Consider the following 19,132-nt stretch of genomic DNA (forward strand, 5'->3'; position numbering starts at 1 on the left):
GGGTGGCAGTGCTGATTAACGGCATCAATAGTGGCTGAGATCGTATTTTTTTATGAGCTGTGAAAAGTTTAAGTTTTCAGTGTTGTTTCGTTTGTCGGTTTTATTATTTAGTGGTTGGCGTGTTGGTTTGAGCGTGCTTTACTGCAGTTGTGTTTTTCAAAAGTGTTGACGGTTATAAGTTTGTGCTCTGAACATTCACAGCTAAAAATTAGCTCTGCTGATGGCTATGTTTTATTTATATAGTGTTGGTCGCTGAATTAGGGCTGTAAAGTCCTTAGGCCGGTGCAATTAAATGGCGGCATGCTTTGGTATTCCGTAGGCCGATCAGCGTTTGGCTACGTTCACGAGCAATGGGTTACCACTGATCGCGAATGCTAATTCAACTACAGCGTGGTCATTCCAGAATGCATCCGCTACGTAAAAACCTTCACAACGAGCTGCACGCACGCCCGTCACTGTACTTCGATGAGCCAGCTCATGTGTTTCATCTGGCGTTCCTCGGTAGTGATCAAGAGTGCAATACGTTTCTGCTGAGGTGCTTCCCTGACAACCTCGATCTGAATCCCACCCAAGGCATTACCCAACTCGATGGCCACGCACTGAAATGGGAGCGCCACGCTGAGTTTTTTACTCTGACTATGGTGGTCACTTCATCCCGGGGTGACCTGACTTGGACAACTTTGCCTGAGGCATTGGCGCAAAAGGTCGAAGTACTTTTGCCAGTGCTTATCAACTCAATGCAGATCGTAGTACGTGGTGAGATCGACCTGGATCTGTCCCGTTATGGTTTCAAGGATCCGTGTGGCTCGTGCGTAGGTGGTGGTGATGCAGTGGTTTGGAGCGATTTTCGTCTCAGTAAGGATGGAAACAACCATATGTTGTTCATCAATCGCCACCTGAATGCCTACCGTCAGGGGCGGATGATACGCCGCCTTTTGGAAATCGAAACTTACCGGATGATGGCCTCGTTATCCTTGACCACGGCCAAGACCTTGAGTCCGCAGCTCGATATTTATGAGAAGACGTTGGTGGCCCTCTCTGAGCGTAACGCCGTTGTCGATGGAGACAATGCGAAAGCTCTTCTCACTGATATTTCCAACCTTTCGGCCCAGGTGGTGAGCAGTAGTGCGAAGACCCGTCACCGCTTTAGCGCTACTCAGGCCTATGCACAACTGGTTTCCGAGCGACTGGGTGAGTTGCGTGAAAGTCACGTAGGTGATTGTCAGCGCCTCGGGGTGTTTATCGAGCGTCGGTTCAAACCAACGGTCAGGTACTGCTCGGCGACTGAACAGCGACTGGAGCACTTGGCTAAAAGCGTGGCAAACCTAGGCGATCTGCTGCAGGCACGAGTCCAGGTGGAAATGGAGGAGCAAAACTCGGAAATTCTTAAAAACTTGAATGCCCGTGCGGATGCCCAAATCAAGATTCAGCATGCGGTAGAAGGACTGTCGATTATCGCCATCACCTATTACTTACTCAGTTTGCTGAAGCTTGGTTACTCGGGTTTGCATCTACTCGGCGTGCCGTTGTCTCAGCGAGAGGCCTTGGTGGGCGCAACACCTCTCGCCATTGCCATCCTTACGTTGATTGTGCTCCGTATCAAGAAGGTCAAAGAGCATTGAAGCAACCAATTTTACTCCGCTTAAGATGGCAGGCTGATGCAAACCTATCGAGTCGAGGCGACTGAGCAAGGCTGGAAATTGTATCGGGCGCGGTCTGTGCGGCGTGTCATGCAGGCCTCCTCGCTCAAAGAACTTATACAGGTAGCTAGGCCGGTGCATTCCAAGTGTGGAGCGTTGATAAGTATGTCTAGCAGTCCCGGTCAGCGGCAGCAACAAAGTGTCCAGTGAATGCACCCTCAGAATTCAGGCATTGGGAGCAAATGAGTGCACCTGTTCCTACCGGACACGATCGCCTTAACGCCAGGATTGACCTGCGTCAACGGAACTTTTAAGAAATGCAATAGGCAAAATTTGCTCATTGCTCATTGCTCATTGCTCATTGCTCATTGCTCATTGCTCATTGCTCACAGGTCAAGCTCGTGCTAGTGGCCCTGTACCCTTTTGATGTCGGGGCAGACTAGCTAGTTGGGCACTACTGGGCGATGCGTGAGGTTGCTACGTCCAACGCCCCGGGGTATAGCGCTAAGCAACCTAGTGTCTAGGCACTTAATAGGTGCGCAGAGGTTATTCACAGCTTCATCGTGGTGCAATCCACCAACAAGCAGCCGGCTTCGATCGTGTATTTGATGCGCAGAGCAATATGGCACGCAAAATGCTTTTCTATTCGAGGCGAACGAATGTTCGTACGTTTAATTTATTGAGTCTGAGTTTAGGCGTAGGTCTAGTTTTATGTCATCGATTTACGGGAGGTGTGCATACATGAGTCGATACCCGACTGTGGCGATTGTAGGTAGTGGCCCGTCTGGTTGTTATGTGGCGCAAGCCCTTCAAAAGAAGTGGCCTGAGGTGCAGATCACCATCCTTGAAGCCCTACCTGCGCCCTATGGGCTCGTGCGCTACGGCGTCGCAGGAGATCACCAAGGAAGTAAATCGGTGATCCAGCAGTTTGAGCGTGTGTTATCGAGACCCGGCACGAAATTCGTCGGCAATGTATCTGTGGGCAGGGACATCGCCTACGACAAGCTTGTCGCTGCGTTCGACATAGTTGTACTCGCGATCGGCCTCGGCAGTGATACGAAGCTAAAGGTTGCGACTACCGGGGAACCGCCAATATTGGGGGCGGGTACTCTGCTGAAATATTTAAATGGTCATCCCCAGATGAATGAGTTGGCTTTTAAGCAGGGGAGCAAGCGTCGCTTAGGCAATGATGTTTGCGTGATTGGTGCCGGAAATGTCGCAATTGATGTTGCACGACTTATATTGAAGCGCGATCAAGATCTATCAGGCTCCGATGTATCAGACGAGGCGCGTGCAATGCTTGGTACTGAGCAGGTACGAAGGGTTACGGTCGTGAGCCGATCTAAAGCGACGGTTGCGAAATGCGATCTGTCGATGGTGGAAGAGCTTCTTTCACTTCCAGGTCTTTCGGTCTCGGTGCATGGAATTGAGGAGGACGAGCAGGGGAGGATTGTCGAAGCTGTATTGAGGAGCGCGAGGGCCAGCCAACATCAAATTAATAGCAACATTTTTCTGGATTTCGTATTTGATGCCACTCCGGTAAGAGTAGACCAGCGGGGGAAAGGTGCTGAGGTTTTTTTGGTAAATAGCGGTCAAGTTGAGTCCTCCCTTCAAGTCGACACAGTTGTCACGGCAATTGGTTTTGACAATGCAGCTGTGGAAAGTAACCTTTTGCCGCCTGATTATAGCTGTGAGCCAGGCATATATAAAGTGGGATGGTACCACAGAGGGCCGCAAGGGACAGTCGCAGAGAATAGGAAAGATGCCAGAGCAGTAGCTGAAACTATCGTTAGTGAATTTGATGATGGATTAATAGTGGCTCGTAAGGTTGGATATGAATCCCTGAGAAAAGATCTACCTATCACTGCCGTTAACTTTAATGGATGGAAACGAATTGACAAATATGAGTTAGCGACCGCAGGCGTCGAGCGGTGCCGTAGAAAAGTTACAGAAATGCGAGTGATGCTTAGATTAGCACACGACGTAGATGATCGAGCGGAACCAGTGTCGGACATGCCGGCATTGATTGTCTAAACCATTAAGGGGAGTTAAATCACAGTGAGCCAAGTCATGATTATTTTCGGTACCGAAAGTGGCAACGCGGAAATGGCGGCCGATGACGTGGCCGCCACGCTCAGCGAGCGTGGCTTCGAGACTGAAGTCATCTCCATGGAGGATATACCGGTCGAGAATTTGGCTTCGATGGCCAATGTGGTAGTCATTACCTCGACCTACGGTGAAGGAGAGCTTCCAGAAACGACTGCACCGTTCATTGATGCGCTTCAGCAGTCAACACCTAATCTCAGTACCCTCAATTTCGCTGCTTTCGGTTTGGGTGATAGCACCTACAAAAAATATAACAACGCAATTGATGTCGTTGTTAATCACTTTGTTGGCTTAGGCGCTCGACAGGTTGGCGTGACTGGACGTCACGATGCTGCTAGCGGTATGTCAGTAACAACTGTTGCAACCGAATGGGCTAAAGCAACCTACATTTGATTGGAAGACGTCTATGAACATCACACATGAAGTGCTTCCCTGGGATAATATTGATTTTCGCAGGAATCCTTATCCATGGTACGCGCGGCTACAGCGTGAATATCCTGTGTATCAAGAAAATGACACTACCTTCGTGGTTTCGCGGTACGAGGACTACGTCGAATTTGTAAAGCACCCTGCCATGAGCATGAAAGAGCCCAGCTGGGTCAAACCTCATAATTGGCATGTTTTCCTAGATACCATATTATTTTACGATCAGCCGAAACACACCGCGCTTCGCAGGCATACCAATAAATGGTTCACTCCAAAATTGGTTAAGGAATGGGCAAAACATACGACAACGGTAACAGAGCAGGCACTTCAATCGGTAGAGGCTGATGGGTACATTGAGGCCCATCACAACCTTTGCGTCGTACCTAACCATGTAACGATGTGCAGAGTGCTTGGGGTTGCCGAGGACGATATCGAACTCGCGACGATCAACGCACTTAAAATTGTTGGCATGCAGACGCCTGCTGCTACCCAGGCGGATAAGAACCGCGCTCGAGATGGCTTTGAATGGTTGTTTGAAAAGTGCTTGGGCATGATTGAAGCCAAAAAAGTCTGTCCGGGAGACGGACTTCTTGATGCTATGATCAAGCTGGCAGCTGAAGGGGAAATGTCTGATAAAGAAGTTATCCAAACTTTGGTGCTGTTTTATTTTTCTGGTGCGCCAAATCCTGCCTACCTGCTAGCTTCAATCTTGGAGACGTTCGCGCGCCAGCCTCACCTCTTTGATTTGTACCGAAAAGAACCGCAGCAACGCCAGGCCATGATTAACGAATTCATTCGCCTAAATCCTCCAGAGCAGTCGTTTACCCGTTATCCTACTGAGGATGTAGTTATTCGTGGGGTTCATATTCCCGCTGGATCATGCATTCGATTTATGACAGCCGCAGTGAATAGGGACGAAACCATTTTCAAAAGGCCCAATCACTTCGATCATCGTCGCCCTCAAGAGGCAAGCCAGCATGTTTCTTTCGGGGTTGGTGTACATACATGTGCTGGTCAGGTGATCAGTCGGGCGGAAGTGGAAGCGTCTCTAAATGTGTTGAGCGAACGCTACACACGCATCGAACTAGCGGATGAGCCTGTCACGCTAAACGATGACCGGATCCGTAATTACTTAACCTTGCCGTTGTTTCTAAAAGCCTGAAGTAATCTTAGACCTCTAGCGATATTACAGCAGCTGAATAATTCAGTATATAAGGGGTGCCATATGAGGTCTGGTTGTATCGCTAGAGCTTTGGCTCATATTAAAGCAATTGTTAAAGTCGCACTGAAAATATTGATTTTGGAAGTTTATTCGAATTATATATAAAACAATAATCTACTGCCCATTTCTGCCAAACATTAATCAATCAGGATCGGATGGGAGTTAAACATGACTATGACAGCTGAGGCTAAGGCGATTAGAGATTCATCGCCCACGGGCCATACAAAATTGACCGGTCAGATGGGCGCTTTTAGCTTGGCATTGACCGTTCTAGCATTTTCGGCACCGCTGACTACGGTGTCTGGCTATATACCAGTTGCGCTTATGTTCGGCGGAGTAGCAAGTCCACTGGCGTTTATATTTGTAACGCTAATGATCTTAGTGTTTGGTGTGGGTTATATTACTCTCAATGCTGAAGTCAAACGTCCAGGTGACTTCTATGCATTCATTACATACGGCCTAGGCAAAAGTGCAGGACTTGGCTCTGGCCTTATGGCGGCAGTTTCTTATTTCCTAATTTTGACTGGAGTGGCAGCTTATTTTGGTGTGTCTTGCGCAGACCTGCACAAGGAAATCAGCGGACAAGCATACCCGTGGTACTGGTATTCAATCGGGTGCTGGCTGGTTGTCGGTATTCTCGGATATCTCCATGTCGAGTTGTCTGCAAAGGTATTAACGTGGGTTATGGTGTGTGAGATCGTCGTCTGCTTTTTTTTCGTGGGTGGTGTCTTCTGGGGGGGGAGTGATACCACTGTGGGCGCTGCAGTCCCGCTGGATCCTTCATATTTGAAAACTCCAGGCGTTAATCTGCCGTTTGCAATGTTGTTCGTCGTATCTTTTTTTATGGGTTTTGAGGCAACAGCCTTATTCCGTGATGAAGTAAGATTGCCAGATAGGACGATCCCGATCGCGACCTATGGCGCCATTGTATTTATCGGAGTGATTTATACAGTTTGCGCCTATGCTTTAGTCAGAGTGTATGGTCTCGATATCATAAGTGTCTCTACAAGCTCGCCTGCAACAATGTTTAATGACGCTTTTGCAAAGTTCGTATCTGGCAAGTTTCATGTGTTAATTTCTGCGCTGATCTTGACATCGGCTTTTGCCAGCATTCTCTCGATCCATAATGTGCTAACTCGCTATCTGTATAATCTAGGTACGGACGGTGCTCTTCCCGCACCCTTAAAGCAGGTTCACCCTAAGCATGGTTCCCCATTCTTTGCATCGATGGTGGTCTCTGGCATGGTTTTGGCCGTAATGCTACCTTTCATAACACTCGAGGTTAAGCCTGACTTACTTTACGGGCAGCTTTCTGGTGTTGGCACCGCAGGTGTAATCTTTCTGCTGACGCTTGTGAATTTTTCTGCACTGTCCTGGTATTTTTGCCAAGGCAAGCAGGCAGGTGCGAGTTTAATTAAATCTTTGATTGCGCCCATTGTATCTTCCGCATTCTTTCTTGTGCTGGTAATTTTGGTGGCAAAAAACTTCGAGCTTCTAGTGGGGGGCGAACCGGGTGAGCGGACATGGATGCTTTACAGCCTGGGTGTGGTTCAGCTTGTGGGGATGGGATTAGCGCAGATTTATAAAAAACTGCACCCAGATACATATAATAAGTTGGGTCGCAGCCACCATTGAGGCTGGTCACACTTTAGTTGGATCGAGCGTGAACTCGTTCGATCCTGCCTTGACATGTAGAGCTGGCGGGAGTATTCATGCATGTTGAGAAAATAAACTACTTTCGCAATGGTGTAATGATGAACCGAGGTCTAAATTCTGCGGAAATGCTCCGCCAGCTCGAGAGTTTTCTAAGGGGGTTCGATTGGAGCGCTTTGACTAAGAGCAAGCAGACTATTCTTGATTCGTTTTTGCGGGTGGCGACTAGTGAAGGCATAGCTAATGTTTCTATGAGGGGCTTGGCGGCGGCAGCTGGGGTCAAGCCTCCCACTATATATTCTCACTTTCCAGACGGGAGAGATCAAGTCCTAGCCTCAGCCATGAGGTGGCACTACAGTAATTTCGCACACGCTCTAAAAGACGTTTTTTCGTCTTGCGAAAGTCCAGAGGAATACTGGGAATGTCTAATTAAATTTCATGTGAGTCAGCAACTTCGTCGTCCAGAGAATGATATGTGGGATGCATTAATCGCAACAGATAGAATTGCTGGTTTACTGCCGCAACAGTTAAAGGCTGAGATCGAGAGCTGGGAAAGCTTCTGTGATTATATGTACAGCGCGATCGCTCAAGATTTAGGCTACGTTAATGTAGACCTCAGTTCTAGGGTTCTCAGGAAAACTTTGGATGCTGTGGGCTCTTGGTGGAAATGGAATGGAAGTCAGGAGCACCTGGATGAAGCAGTTGATTACAGTAAGCGTATATCAAGATCGATAATCGGTATGTAACGTGCTTATTGCTTCTCCAGTGATGAGTCACGCGTAAATGTTCGCAATTTAGCTGGAGAAGGTGTGATTGATGTCAAGGTTTCGTAGATTTACTGCTGCGTCTAAATTCTATTTTTCTGAGCAGCGTTTTTTGGTTGAACTCGGCTTGATCTTGTCGATTTTTTTCCAACTGCACTGGTGAGTTTGCATTGATGGGACTTATAACCACAATGGCGGAGTCTTTTGAGCTGCCAGAGACCAAAGTTGCAGGTTTAATTAGTGGTTATGCCATTGGGGGTTGTGATTGGCGCTCCAGTGATGGTCTTTGTCGGCGCTAGGTTTGATAAACGATCGCAGGCCATTTGGTTGATCGGGATTTATATGATGGCGAACCTCTTAAGTATGTTGTCACCTTCCTACTATTTTCTGCTAATAACTCGAGTGTTTGCAGGTTTTCCACATGCGGCGTTCTTTGGGCTTGCTGCTGTAATGGCCGCTTCAATGGCTCCTTTTCATAAGCGTGGAGAAGCGATCAGTCGAATTCTTCTCGGTGTTATATTTGCCATCTTGGGTGGAACTCTTGGCGCAACCTGGATTGGGCAAAATTACGGCTGGCGGATCGTTTCTGACGGCATTGCTGTTATTGCATGCTTCAGCCTGGTGCTCATCCATCGTCACGCTCCAAGCGTCAAACAGGAACGAGTTCTGAGATGTAGTGACGAGGTAGCATCTTTTAGGAATTGGCAGGTCTGGTTTGCATTGACTATCGCATCAATCGGCTTTTGCGGGATGTTCGGAGTCTACAGCTATCTGGCACCGATCCTGAAAGAGGTGACTCACCTGAGCGCAACTTAGGTTGCGCCAATGCTCATGCTTTTTGGCCTCGGCACGATGGTAGGTAATCACGCAGGGGGCTGGCTTTACGATAGGTACAATTACCAAGCGGTTCTCATGGTACTCATAGCGTCCGCCATAGCCTTGATCCTTTTTTTCCCCAGTTTAGCATCAAGCCGGATTGGCGTATCAATTGGAACGCTGCTGCTAGGCGGCATGGTCGCGCTGTCCCCGGCTCTGCAGATGTGACTTATGGACGTAAGCAGGCACGGGTAGACTCTCATTGCGGCTAGCAATCATGCAGCGCTAAATTTTGCTAACGAACTAGGCCCATGGATCGGTGGGATGATTATCGAAGCGGGCTATGGCTGGACGTCTCCAGGATATGTAGGCGGAGGCATGGCTATGCTTGCGTGCCTCCTTTATTACATCTCCACACGACGATTTTTCAACAAGGAAGGGGCTAGATAGCCTTGGATTAAATCTGCAGAGGCAATTCTAGAAAATTCTTGGCCCTCTGAAGGCAACAAATGCACCTGCACATCGCACATACCTGTTCCAGCGCACTTCGGTATTCGAGGGGGGCGGAACGGGAAAAGGATGGGCCCAGCTCGCGTGAGATTATGCTCCTCTTGCTCAGTGTCGGAGAAGCATTAGATTGATTGAATCGCATCACCAGCTGGCGCCAGACTCCATTCTCGCGAGCGTAATCTGACACCAACGCCCCTAAGCCGCCCCCGTGCCATCCCTGTACCTCGTGGTTCACAATGACACACAGCCAATGATCAATTGCTTGAGGCCTGAGTAAACCATGCTGGGCGCTTTAAGGTAGTCATCTGATATCCAGGTAACCATCGTGCTGCTCTGAAACTTTCTTTGCTCTCGAACGAACAACAACGCTGTAGGAGCTTCGTGGTCACGGCCTCTCATATCTAAGTGTGCCTCACGCTTCATAGCAGTTGAACGCAATCCATCTAGACATATTGAGGGACTCAGCGGGGCCACTTGAGCGCGATGGGATGAGCGACGGGCCAAGCAATCATCAGCTCGGGGATCGCCCCGTTACCCCATAGTGAAACAACACGAGTTAGAAGCTAAGCGTCTAGTTGGGTTTCAAGGTGTTGGCCCATTGCCGTGAAGCCCACGGCAAACAACATGAACAGCACGCCGCAGAGCAAAAATATAAGCGGCACACCGAGGGTGTGGCCTACCCCGAAGATCACCGGGGCATACCCGGTCACGACCAAGAAGGGGCCATTGAAGGCCAGCACCGAACAGACGATTTCCGTCGTGCTCATGGTGCCTTTAAGTTTCTTTTTCTAAGTCTCAGGCAGTAGCGCCTGCAACGAAATCGTACTTAGATCCACTCCGAAATTTGGGTTATTCATTCGGATCTGCATCAGGCAATACAGATCGAGTACCAAGGGGTCAGTCTGAAGTCTGGCAACGCACTCTCTATTTATTATCGGGAGCTGGCGTTATGCGAAAAAACGCAGCGGCAGTTCCAAGTAGTTCCGTATACGGTCGTCACTTAGCGTCAGCGGCTCACCGGCGGATTCAATCCTACTGTAACACTCAGTGATGATGTTCAAGAGGGTCTCAACCTCCGCACGCGTAATGACTTGTCCCGCGCAAGAATGCGCACCGATGCCAAACGACATCTGCTGGCTTTCCTGGCCACCGCGCAACGGATTTAAGGTATGCGGTTGTGTGAATACTGTCGGGTCGCGGTTTACCGCTGCCGTCATGAAGCGCAAGTAGGAACCACGTGGCAACAACTGGCCATGGATTTCCAGGTCTTCGGTCAGGAAGCGAACAAACGACATTTCCGGAGGATGCAGCCGGATAAACTCGTTGATCATGGAAGAGCGCTGTTCGGGGTTTTCACGGTACATGACCAGCAGCGCAGGCTCGCGCGTGAAATGATCCAGGATCGATGCAAGGAGGAACGCAGGGTTTGGAGCACCTGAGAAATAGAACAACAGAAGTGTTTCCAGCACCTCTTTCTCACTGAGCTCTCCTTTATCTTGAGCGCTCAGAAGGGCGTCCAGCAGGCCATCTCCGGGTTGTTCGCGCTTGGTCGCACTCATCGCCCGGCATTTGCCGAGGAGAAATTCGAACCCTTCGATCGCCCTGGCCTTGTGCGCATCCGTGGGCGTGGGACTTTGCGCACCGACGATCCTGAGGTGTTCTGAATAACGCTGTCGACATCCCCTTCGTCAACCTGCAGAACCCGGCACATGGTCACGTGTGATGGCATGACGCAGAGGTGATGATGTGCCTCCAGATAGCCGTGGGCATCCACATGCTTGAGCGACTCCAAGGTAATCTCTGCAGCGTGCTTCACTCATTCCTTCACCAACTTGGGCGTAAACCACTTGTTGCTGTGTCGACGCAGGCGCGTGTGATCAGCGCCTTCTACGCCCTGGACAGTGCTCTCGATCGCGCGCCATGGGTAGTACCCAACCCATTCGGGCTCGACTATTGTCATCGCCGGGTGGCGTACGAACTCCATGTAGTCGCTGTAGCGGGTGATGACCCAGGTTTTTTCGTTCTCGCGATAGAGCGGGTACTCTTTTTGAAGGCGGGCATACCATAGATACGGGTTTTTCCGGAAATCCGAATTGCCCCAAGGCAGTAAGTCGTGGTCGATGTTCATGCCTGTGTCCGCCCTTGGAAACTTTGGCTAAGCCAGGTGTGAGCGGCACTGCTCAGGGTCACCCCGCTGTTGCCATCGTGCATGCCGATGGTACCGATCAACGTAGCGCCGAGGCCTTGCAGGCTATCGGTCAGCATATGAATGCCCCGGTTGTAATTCGCGTAGGTGCTGTCACCCAAGCCAAACGCGAAAAACTCGACACCGGCGAGGATCGTCACGCCTTTCAAGGCATCGAAGAACGGCTGTGTAGTCTCTGGCAGTTCGCCTTCACCGTAAGTCGAGGTAATGAACACATAACGCTCGCTGGGTGACAGATCTTCAACGGCGTACTCGTCCATGGGAATGGCGACAGCCTGCAGTCCTTGAGTAGCCAGCGCGTCGACGATATCGTCCGCAATGACTTCCGCGTTACCACTCTCTGTTCCGAATAAAACTATATAAGCACTCATCTTTAACTACCTGCCTTTACTGCATCCAAGAAAGAGCACGGCCTTTCTGCAGGGCCGCAGCCGCTTACTGTTTCGAAACGAAGTCAAATACGCCCTTAGCGTTCTCGGAGTAGGCCGAGGCTTTCTCCAGCAACTGCATGAAGATCTTTCCGTCGCCTTTTCTCTCTGGGTACAGCGAGACAATTGGGTCTTCGAATTCGCGGACATAGCCCAGTGCAGCCGCACCGAAGTCATAGCCGATCAGCCGCTGCATATCCTCTGGGAGTTTTTTGGCCAGCTCAGGAGGAACCACCAGATATTGGTTTTCTTCCTGGCGCAGCCAGCCGATGCAGTAGTCAACGTTAAGCGCACGGCGCCAGGTATCCGTGCTATTCGGGCCGCCCCCGTGAATCGTTTTTCCGGAGTAAATGAGCACCGACCCCTTTTTCATCTCCACCGCTACCGTGTCTGCCAAGCCGAAATCGGTCGGGATTTTTGTGTGCTTGTGGCTGCCTGGAATGACACGAGTAGCGCCATTGGCGTCGATAAAATCATCCAGTGCCCAGATGGTGCTGACCTGGGTTTGAAACTCTAGTGGGAAATGATCAAACCATTCCCAGCAGCCCTCGTCGCGGTGGAGGAATTGCTCTTTGTTGCCTGGGCCAATTGAAATCACTTGTGTGAGGTGCAGCTGAATTTTCGAAGCATTACGGCCCAGGTATTTTTCGGTGGCACCCAACACCGCCGGGTGCATGATCAGTGGGTGCGCAGCCGGGCAACGCGCAATGATGGCGCCGCTGCGGCGTGTTTGCTTACCCAGTGCGTTATTGGTACCGTCATCGGTCGCGCCGATGTAGGGCTGCATTTGATCATTGATCGCATCGACCACCTCTTCAGAGACGGCGTGGTCGATGATGCAGTAGCCTTCGGCGTCCAGGCAGCGGACAACGTCGTCAACCGAGGCATCGTGAGGAAGGTGGATAAGCGACATAAACACTCCTAACCGGCATTTGTGGATTAAGTCGCAGCGATAACGTTTGGAACGGAACGCTAGCGAACGTTCGTTAGGGTGCAGCAAGGGGTATGCCACTTTGGAGCTTGGGCTCGGCCTGTAGGGGATGGACGTGCCTCGGCCAACGGCGCCAAATAGTGATTTAACCCTTTGATTTCATGTTGTTATAAGAATTACAGGTGGTATCGCGCGGCAATCAAATGCCGCCGCGCATCTGAGCGCGACGGGCGCTCGGGCTTTGAGAGCTGAGGTTGTGGGCATAGGTGTACGGCATCGTTTATGCACCACATCTCAGCACGAAGGCCCCGTTTTGATGCGCTGGGTGAGGCGGGCGTAAAGGATGATTGTGAGCCGTATAGGGATACCAGATTGAGGCGGGTGGTTCGTCTTGTATCCGTTATGACGGGGTGTGATGGGTGTGGTTTTTTAATTTTGATCTGGTCGAGTCCTATTTTCATTTTTAGTTATATTGGTGTCTTGGGGTACTATAATTTTACTTTCTGATAGTGCAGTAAGGTGAATCTAGTTTTTTGGTTAGCGCGTTTTTGTTATGTATTGCAAAACAAGTAATCTATATTTAAGGTGATATTGATTGTTCGTATTTTCTCTTGATGGTAAAGTTCTAGTCGGCGCTGGACTTTTGGAATGTAGGGGCTAGGGTTTATGATAGGCCTAAAGCCATCTGTGTTCGAGATCCGATATAGGGTAAGGCCAATAGAACGTCGATATACCTAACTAGGAAGAGTCCAAACCCAAGAAGAGTCAAGTGAGAATGCCTGCACGCATTGCTCATTATTTTCGTGATGTGGATCTGAGAGTGACATCAAGTCCAGAGTTTGTGCCGGAAGCCTTCCCAGTGAGCTGTGACCACCCGGATGATGAATGGCCTGGGGGGTTGCTACTGAGAATGTCCATCCGGTCTCAGCATGTCTGGGCGACCTATGGTGTACGGGAAGGCAAGTGCACCATTGAGGATGCTCAGCCAGCGGTCTGCTTCAGCGACTTCCACCTGGCCGACCTCATCACTGTGCGCAATGGCCTAAAAGCTCAGAATCCTGCTGTGAGGCAGTGCGCACTGACGTTCCAGGCGAAGGTGGCGCAACGCGGTGGCATTACCCCAGTCGCGACCACCCCCTCGGAAGATGATGGACTGCCTGGAAAGAAGGTGTGGTTCGCTGCCCAAGAGCCGGATAAGACGTCTGTCGAATGGCGATGGAATTTTGCCGGCGATTACGATGGCCGCATCGCCAGGATTGCGGACGATGGGTTTGATCGCTGTCCGATTCCGGGGCTCAAGCTGACCTTGAAGAAGTGGTCTGAAATCAGTGTAGTGGTGCCGGACTTGGTAGCGACACAGAAGGTTCAGTACGACATTCTCCCTGATCGACAGGAAGCTGGTCTCGTCGACCCATTTTGACCACATTCTTGTCTGCGATCAGCTCCCAGCCACGCTCGATGGGCTTGGCGATGTATCAATCCAACATGCTTTCTTCAAGGCGTGCTTTTACTTCAAAAAATGCATGGAGATCAGCAATCTGTTGGCTTATCGGTACTAAGACGATTTCTCCCATCGCGTATCCATTCTGGATCGTTCAACGCCAAGGGGGGAGCTCCGGGAAGAGGGCAGGTGCTGGCTGTGGTTTGAAGACAACACGCACATATATGTTAGGAATTAGTCGTCACAGGCCGGATCAAGGTCGACAAGCAGGCTCGCTACCTGGCATCTATGGAGGAGCTAGATAAGTTTGGTTGGAACCGTGATCTTCGTGAGCGTGAGTTGATAGCGACCAAGATTTCAGAAGGGCTTGAAGAGCGGTGGGGGCTACGTAGCTGCTATTTCAGTGTCCTGAACTCCAAGGATCCAAATGGTGTTCCTTGCTATGCAGGGGGCTCGTCCTGAGCAACTGGCTGCTTTGAGCGCCACGAGGTAAACCAACACGTTTGAGTGATCCAAAGACAAAAGATGCGCCAGTAAATACTTCGTCTCCCCACTTTCGGAATTGTCTAAGCTTCTGACGCCGCTAATGAGCAGGCCCAAGGCAAACGCGAGAGCGCCGTTGATCAAACCTCCCACCAACAAACCTGCACGAATCACCACCCCTTGAGTTTCGTACCGTGGTAGTCGACGTCGCGAATAGCTTGCATCAAACGCCATCCTGCGAAGGCGAGTAGACCAGCCACCACTAGCCCAACCAAAACATATCCGAATGGCTGGCTTAACAATGCCTCCAGGCTTTTGTGACTGTCCTTCGGTTTTGTCGAGTCTTGAGCAGCCAGCAGAGCGAAGATACCTATGATCAGATACAGAATGCCCCGAGCAGCATGTCCGCCTCGAGCGAGCATGACAAGTGTGTGTTGAGTGGACATTGGATTTATTCCCGAAGGTCATATAGGAGCAGACCTATCGCTTCGGGAGGGGTTCGGTAGAGGTAGAAATCTTCAGTAACTCAGAAGGGTCACTCAGGCGTTATGAGTACTGCGAGCATCATTGTGACAAATTCTTCGTTGCGGTCGATGGTAGCCAGAGCTCCGCGTACATTCTCGGCAACGTCACCCGATCCACGCTCCTCGACCCAAAGCGTGAGCTCCATGATCGCGGCTTCGAGAGCCAGTTGATTCTGATTGATCTCGAACAGCAGGGAAGGGAGCAGGTCTTCGTTGTCCGTCGCGATTCCTCCGTGGAAAAGAGAAGCGTAGCAGGAGGAGGTGTTAAAGACTGTGCAGCCTATGTCTGCACTGTAGGTATTCACCGATCCGAAATAGTCACCTGTAATCGGCGTGCCGAGACGCGTGGTTCAAAGACTCAGGGACGTACGCCCTACGCCACTCTGACGAGGATGCTCGGCATTCAGGAGCGAACAAACATCCTCCGCCTCGATCCTGGACTTGAACACACCGTGTTTGCTAGCAGAGCCTCCCTCGACGAGATCCACAACCCGATACTGCTTGATGCCATCATCCATTCTGGTTGTTTCGATGACCCTGAATCTCGAATGCATGGTGCGTTCCCTGCTGAAACTGGTGCTTTAGGAGTACCGGTATGACTCCATGATTTCAACAATTATGCAGGACTGAGCTGAGACAATTTATGACAGGGCTCACTGATTCTCTGCATGAGGACAGAGACTTCGTGGGAGGCGTAGGTTGTGTTCAAATCATCGCATGCCCATATCTCCTTAATGATGGATGCAATGTTCCTGGCATCGTCGATTCCTCGGTGATAGGTACCTTGCCAAACCAAGTCCATCTATCATCGCGTAAGAAGGGCTACCATCGGATAGCCCCACTTCATACTGTCGAATGTACTAACGCGTGTGCTTTCGACAAAACCTCAACCACGAAAAGATTGCTCACCAAGCCAACAAGACGTGAGGGCGGCTAGAGGATGTTAATGCCGTTATTCAGCGCATCGGTTCATTCCGAAGGAGCTTCGCAAGAACTTCAGCAACGTGCTCGGGTTCACGGCCGCTGACGTTGCGTATTTGACCTCTACAGCTAAAGCCGTCGGCCACCACCTGAGCATCCTCAGGTATCGCGTCCAAGTGAGGTTTAAATTCATTAAGCCCAATGGATTTAGCTACCGGCGCAGTTTTTTTGTGGTATCCGTACGCTCCTGCAACTCCACAGCATCCTGTGGCCATAACCTTCCCATCGCCGCCAAGGCGTTTCAATATATCTTCCTCTGCTCCCATACCACCGCATGCCTTTTGGTGGCAGTGGCCATGAACATGCAGGCTCTGAGCGGACTCAGGAAGCTCGACCTTTTCTCTGACCAAAAACTCGCTGATCGTTTGAATAGACTTTGTAAGCTGTTTAGCTCGCAAGTCGGTCGGAAAGAGATCTGGCATTTCATCTCTGAATACCGATAGACAGCTTGGCTCTAGTACCACAATCGGAAGCTCATCGCTAAGAGCTGGCGCTAGCTGAGTCAAGATCGCCTCAAGATTCACCTTCGCTTGGTCGAGCATTCCCACGTCGTAGTAGGGGCGGCCGCAGCAGACGTGTTTTTCCATGAGCAGAACGGTGAACCCCAATTTTTCCAACACTTCCACACCGGCCTCCAGCACCTTCGGCGTGAAACCATTGTTGAAGCTATCAACCCAGAGTAGAACCTCTTTTCTTTGACCTCGCTTGCCCTTACGACCGAGCAGCCGCTTCGCTGTGGTACTGGACAGAAAGCTCTGAGAGGTGATCACAGGAAACTTCACATCGGGAGCCAAACCAGCCATGCTCCCTATCGTTCGGAAGAGGCGGTTTTTCATTGCATAGTTCAATGGCGCAGCAATGTGTGTGGCGAGGGGCAGCCATTGCCCGATCCTTCCGATTACCGCGTCCATCAACGGGCGGCTCCGTTTGGCGTAATGCCGATACAAGAACTCAGACTTGTAACGAGCAATGTTCACGTTCGTGGGGCAATCGGTCTTGCATCCTTTGCAGCCAAGGCACAGATCGAGCGAGTCCTTCACCTCACTGCTGTCCCAGCCGTCTTCAATCACCTCGCCCTTGAGCATTTCAAAAAACAACCGTGCCCGCCCTCTGGTCGAGTAACGCTCATCACGGGTCGCTCGGAAGCTGGGGCACATAGTCCCTCCCTCAAGCGAACGGCATTTTCCCATCCCGATGCAGCGTTCAGTCTCTCGAGCAAAGCCTTTTTCTCCCAGCTTTTCGTTGTAAGTAAATAGGCTTGGGATTGCCCGGCGCTGATAGTCTGGGCCCTGCCGAAGATTGCTGTCGACGCTCATAGCATCGATCAGTTTCCCAGGGTTCATCTTGTTTAGCGGATCCCAGATACCTTTAAATTTCCGGAAAGCGCCCATTATGACTGGCGAATACATGATATGGAGATACTCGCCTTTGGCCTGACCATCACCATGTTCTCCCGAGAGCGACCCTCCAAATTTCACTACAAGGTGAGCGGCTTCATCCAAAAACGTTCGCCAGTCAGCGATACCTTTGTCCGACTTCAAGTCGAACGTTATTCGAGAGTGGATGCAGCCATCACCAAAATGGCCGTAAAGATTAGTTTTGTATCCGTAACGGGAGACCAGTGCAGAAAACTCTCGAAGGTACGCCCCCAGATGGACGGGCTCGACTGCTGCGTCCTCCCAGCCCACCACCGGATCAGGCTCGTTAGGGTCTAGACCCAATGATGTGGCGGAGGCGCCTGTTTCTCGGATAGTCCAGATGCGATTCATCAATCCGCTATCCGTAATCAGTCGTCCAGAAGGCGATCCGGGCAGATTGGCCTGGATAGCCATCAACTTCTGAGCAGCGCTTATCGCAGCGTCCGCGGAGTCGGCCCCAAATTCCACCATCAACCACGCCTGACCCTCAGGGAGCTCTGCGATGTCGTGGAGCTTCATTCCCCTCAGTCGTAATCCCCCCACGATCCCTTCGTCCAGGCCCTCCATTGCGATAGGACTTAGAGGTAGAAGTTGGGGGACGGAATCGGCAGCGAATACGATGTCGGTGAATCCCAGCACGACGAGCACGCGATGGGTCGGATTTTTAACGAGTGTCGTCTCTGCTTGCAGGATGGTGACGCAGGTGCCCTCGACCCCAACCAGGGCGCGTGCAATATTGAAACCGTTTTCGGGCAGCAACTGGTCGAGGTTATAGCCAGATACCCGGCGCTTCAATTTGGGAAACCCAGTCCGGATTGCCTCTTCGTTTTCGTCGACCAGTGATTTCAAGGATTTGACAATCTCGGCTCTTCGTCCACCTGCACGCATGTGCTCCGCGTAGGCCGCTTCGTCGGTTGGCCCAACCCAAAATCGCGCGCCGTCATAGGTGAGGATTTCCAGACGCTCGATGTTTTCAACCGTCTTGCCGGCCATTACCGAGTGTGCGCCGCAAGAGTTGTTCCCAATCATTCCACCAAGGGTACAGCGGCTATGTGTCGCCGGATCAGGGCCGAAAGTAAGGCCTAACCCGACCGCTGCTCCTTTCAACTGATCGCAAATAACCCCAGGTTCGACTACAGCTGTTCGCCTTGTCTGATCCATGTGCACGATACGGTTCAGGTATTTAGACGCGTCAATGATTACAGCCGCGTTCACCGACTGCCCACACATTGATGTACCAGCGCCTCGTGGCAAGATGGGCAAATCGGCTTTTTTGCAGAATTTTACCGCCGAAACCAAATCATCCAACGTCTTGGGAATGACAACTGCTATGGGTAATTGGCGATAGTTTGAGGCTTCGGATGCATAAACGGCGCGAGTTGCCGAATCAAACCTAACTTCGCAAGTTGAGCTCTTTTCCAGGCCATCTCTTAGTCCTAGCAAAATGTTGAGGTCGGGGCGAGCGGTACCGGGCGATATTGAACGGGAAACTGGAGTAGTTTCTTCGTCTTTAGTCAGAGAGGCATTATTTAGCATCTTCAGAACCTACAATCAGGGTAAATTGGCATATACGGCGCTTTATG

15 protein-coding genes and 2 pseudogenes are annotated in these 19,132 nt (G+C 50.8%); 9 read left to right on the top strand and 8 right to left on the bottom strand.

What is annotated here, in order from left to right; all coding sequences use genetic code 11:
- The first annotated feature begins 404 nt into the window (after positions 1–404).
- From AC1RPZ_RS11990 to AC1RPZ_RS12020, 7 genes are all read left to right on the top strand, one after another.
- Positions 405–1,622, top strand: a complete 1,218-nt coding sequence (locus AC1RPZ_RS11990; protein WP_493137238.1) for a DUF3422 domain-containing protein — start codon at positions 405–407, stop codon at positions 1,620–1,622.
- A 759-nt stretch (positions 1,623–2,381) separates the two neighbouring features.
- Positions 2,382–3,674, top strand: coding sequence for an FAD-dependent oxidoreductase (locus AC1RPZ_RS11995; RefSeq protein ID WP_493137239.1), 1,293 nt, complete (start codon positions 2,382–2,384; stop codon positions 3,672–3,674).
- A 36-nt stretch (positions 3,675–3,710) separates the two neighbouring features.
- Entirely contained in the window at positions 3,711–4,139 is a 429-nt protein-coding gene (locus AC1RPZ_RS12000; RefSeq protein WP_493137240.1) for a flavodoxin domain-containing protein, read from the top strand.
- Positions 4,140–4,152: 13 nt separating this feature from the next.
- Entirely contained in the window at positions 4,153–5,334 is a 1,182-nt protein-coding gene (locus AC1RPZ_RS12005) for a cytochrome P450 (protein ID WP_493137241.1), read from the top strand.
- Between the two features lie 228 nt (positions 5,335–5,562).
- A complete protein-coding gene (locus AC1RPZ_RS12010; RefSeq protein ID WP_493137242.1) occupies positions 5,563–7,029 on the top strand; it encodes an APC family permease in 1,467 nt (488 codons plus the stop codon).
- A 77-nt stretch (positions 7,030–7,106) separates the two neighbouring features.
- On the top strand, positions 7,107–7,793 hold the full coding sequence (locus AC1RPZ_RS12015) for a TetR/AcrR family transcriptional regulator (protein ID WP_493137243.1): 687 nt from the start codon (positions 7,107–7,109) through the stop codon (positions 7,791–7,793).
- A 264-nt stretch (positions 7,794–8,057) separates the two neighbouring features.
- On the top strand, positions 8,058–8,627 hold the full coding sequence (locus tag AC1RPZ_RS12020) for an MFS transporter (RefSeq protein ID WP_493137472.1): 570 nt from the start codon (positions 8,058–8,060) through the stop codon (positions 8,625–8,627).
- 1,073 nt (positions 8,628–9,700) lie between these two features.
- Here the strand turns inward: AC1RPZ_RS12020 and AC1RPZ_RS12025 are convergent.
- The 5 genes from AC1RPZ_RS12025 to AC1RPZ_RS12045 all read right to left on the bottom strand — a co-directional run bounded on the left by AC1RPZ_RS12025 (position 9,701) and on the right by AC1RPZ_RS12045 (position 12,684).
- Positions 9,701–9,904: a hypothetical protein gene (locus AC1RPZ_RS12025; protein WP_493137244.1), complete on the bottom strand. Its 204-nt coding sequence runs from the start codon at positions 9,902–9,904 to the stop codon at positions 9,701–9,703.
- 180 nt (positions 9,905–10,084) lie between these two features.
- Positions 10,085–10,696 (bottom strand): cytochrome P450, encoded by a 612-nt coding sequence (locus tag AC1RPZ_RS12030; RefSeq protein ID WP_493137245.1) that lies wholly within the window; start codon positions 10,694–10,696, stop codon positions 10,085–10,087.
- Positions 10,697–10,953: 257 nt separating this feature from the next.
- A complete protein-coding gene (locus AC1RPZ_RS12035; RefSeq protein WP_493137246.1) occupies positions 10,954–11,265 on the bottom strand; it encodes a hypothetical protein in 312 nt (103 codons plus the stop codon).
- A complete protein-coding gene (locus AC1RPZ_RS12040) occupies positions 11,262–11,714 on the bottom strand; it encodes a flavodoxin domain-containing protein (protein ID WP_493137247.1) in 453 nt (150 codons plus the stop codon). Before AC1RPZ_RS12040 ends, AC1RPZ_RS12035 begins: the two co-directional genes overlap by 4 nt.
- Before the next feature lie 64 nt (positions 11,715–11,778).
- On the bottom strand, positions 11,779–12,684 hold the full coding sequence (locus AC1RPZ_RS12045; RefSeq protein WP_493137248.1) for a phytanoyl-CoA dioxygenase family protein: 906 nt from the start codon (positions 12,682–12,684) through the stop codon (positions 11,779–11,781).
- 793 nt (positions 12,685–13,477) lie between these two features.
- Here AC1RPZ_RS12045 and AC1RPZ_RS12050 point away from each other — a divergent pair.
- Both AC1RPZ_RS12050 and AC1RPZ_RS12055 read left to right on the top strand, forming a co-directional pair.
- The gene (locus tag AC1RPZ_RS12050; RefSeq protein ID WP_493137249.1) at positions 13,478–14,122 is read left to right on the top strand and encodes a hypothetical protein; all 645 of its coding nucleotides are present in this window, start codon (positions 13,478–13,480) and stop codon (positions 14,120–14,122) included.
- Positions 14,123–14,389: 267 nt separating this feature from the next.
- Positions 14,390–14,605, top strand: a pseudogene (locus AC1RPZ_RS12055) (DUF4427 domain-containing protein); the annotation flags it as partial.
- Between the two features lie 15 nt (positions 14,606–14,620).
- Here AC1RPZ_RS12055 and AC1RPZ_RS12060 read toward each other — a convergent pair.
- The 3 genes and pseudogenes from AC1RPZ_RS12060 to AC1RPZ_RS12070 form a co-directional block, all read right to left on the bottom strand.
- Positions 14,621–15,072 (bottom strand): annotated as a pseudogene (locus AC1RPZ_RS12060) (DUF1206 domain-containing protein); the annotation flags it as partial.
- Positions 15,073–15,161: 89 nt separating this feature from the next.
- Positions 15,162–15,377 carry a hypothetical protein gene (locus tag AC1RPZ_RS12065; protein ID WP_493137474.1) on the bottom strand — a complete coding sequence of 72 codons (216 nt, stop codon included), beginning with the start codon at positions 15,375–15,377 and terminating at the stop codon, positions 15,162–15,164.
- A 729-nt stretch (positions 15,378–16,106) separates the two neighbouring features.
- Entirely contained in the window at positions 16,107–19,085 is a 2,979-nt protein-coding gene (locus AC1RPZ_RS12070; RefSeq protein ID WP_493137250.1) for an FAD-binding and (Fe-S)-binding domain-containing protein, read from the bottom strand.
- Positions 19,086–19,132: the final 47 nt, after the last annotated feature.

The sequence above is a fragment of the Pseudomonas sp. GW822-FHT02D10 genome, from assembly GCF_058802345.1.

Excerpts from the sequence above, each read along its gene's own strand:
- AC1RPZ_RS12030 (WP_493137245.1), bottom strand. The coding sequence starts at position 10,696 with ATGAGTGCGACCAAGCGCGAACAACCCGGAGATGGCCTGCTGGACGCC.
- AC1RPZ_RS12070 (WP_493137250.1), bottom strand. The coding sequence starts at position 19,085 with ATGCTAAATAATGCCTCTCTGACTAAAGACGAAGAAACTACTCCAGTT.
- AC1RPZ_RS12000 (WP_493137240.1), top strand. The coding sequence starts at position 3,711 with ATGATTATTTTCGGTACCGAAAGTGGCAACGCGGAAATGGCGGCCGAT.
- AC1RPZ_RS12050 (WP_493137249.1), top strand. The coding sequence starts at position 13,478 with ATGCCTGCACGCATTGCTCATTATTTTCGTGATGTGGATCTGAGAGTG.
- AC1RPZ_RS12005 (WP_493137241.1), top strand. The coding sequence starts at position 4,153 with ATGAACATCACACATGAAGTGCTTCCCTGGGATAATATTGATTTTCGC.
- AC1RPZ_RS11995 (WP_493137239.1), top strand. The coding sequence starts at position 2,382 with ATGAGTCGATACCCGACTGTGGCGATTGTAGGTAGTGGCCCGTCTGGT.
- AC1RPZ_RS12010 (WP_493137242.1), top strand. The coding sequence starts at position 5,563 with ATGACTATGACAGCTGAGGCTAAGGCGATTAGAGATTCATCGCCCACG.
- AC1RPZ_RS11990 (WP_493137238.1), top strand. The coding sequence starts at position 405 with ATGCATCCGCTACGTAAAAACCTTCACAACGAGCTGCACGCACGCCCG.
- AC1RPZ_RS12035 (WP_493137246.1), bottom strand. The coding sequence starts at position 11,265 with ATGAACATCGACCACGACTTACTGCCTTGGGGCAATTCGGATTTCCGG.
- AC1RPZ_RS12015 (WP_493137243.1), top strand. The coding sequence starts at position 7,107 with ATGCATGTTGAGAAAATAAACTACTTTCGCAATGGTGTAATGATGAAC.
- AC1RPZ_RS12020 (WP_493137472.1), top strand. The coding sequence starts at position 8,058 with ATGCCATTGGGGGTTGTGATTGGCGCTCCAGTGATGGTCTTTGTCGGC.
- AC1RPZ_RS12025 (WP_493137244.1), bottom strand. The coding sequence starts at position 9,904 with ATGAGCACGACGGAAATCGTCTGTTCGGTGCTGGCCTTCAATGGCCCC.
- AC1RPZ_RS12045 (WP_493137248.1), bottom strand. The coding sequence starts at position 12,684 with ATGTCGCTTATCCACCTTCCTCACGATGCCTCGGTTGACGACGTTGTC.
- AC1RPZ_RS12040 (WP_493137247.1), bottom strand. The coding sequence starts at position 11,714 with ATGAGTGCTTATATAGTTTTATTCGGAACAGAGAGTGGTAACGCGGAA.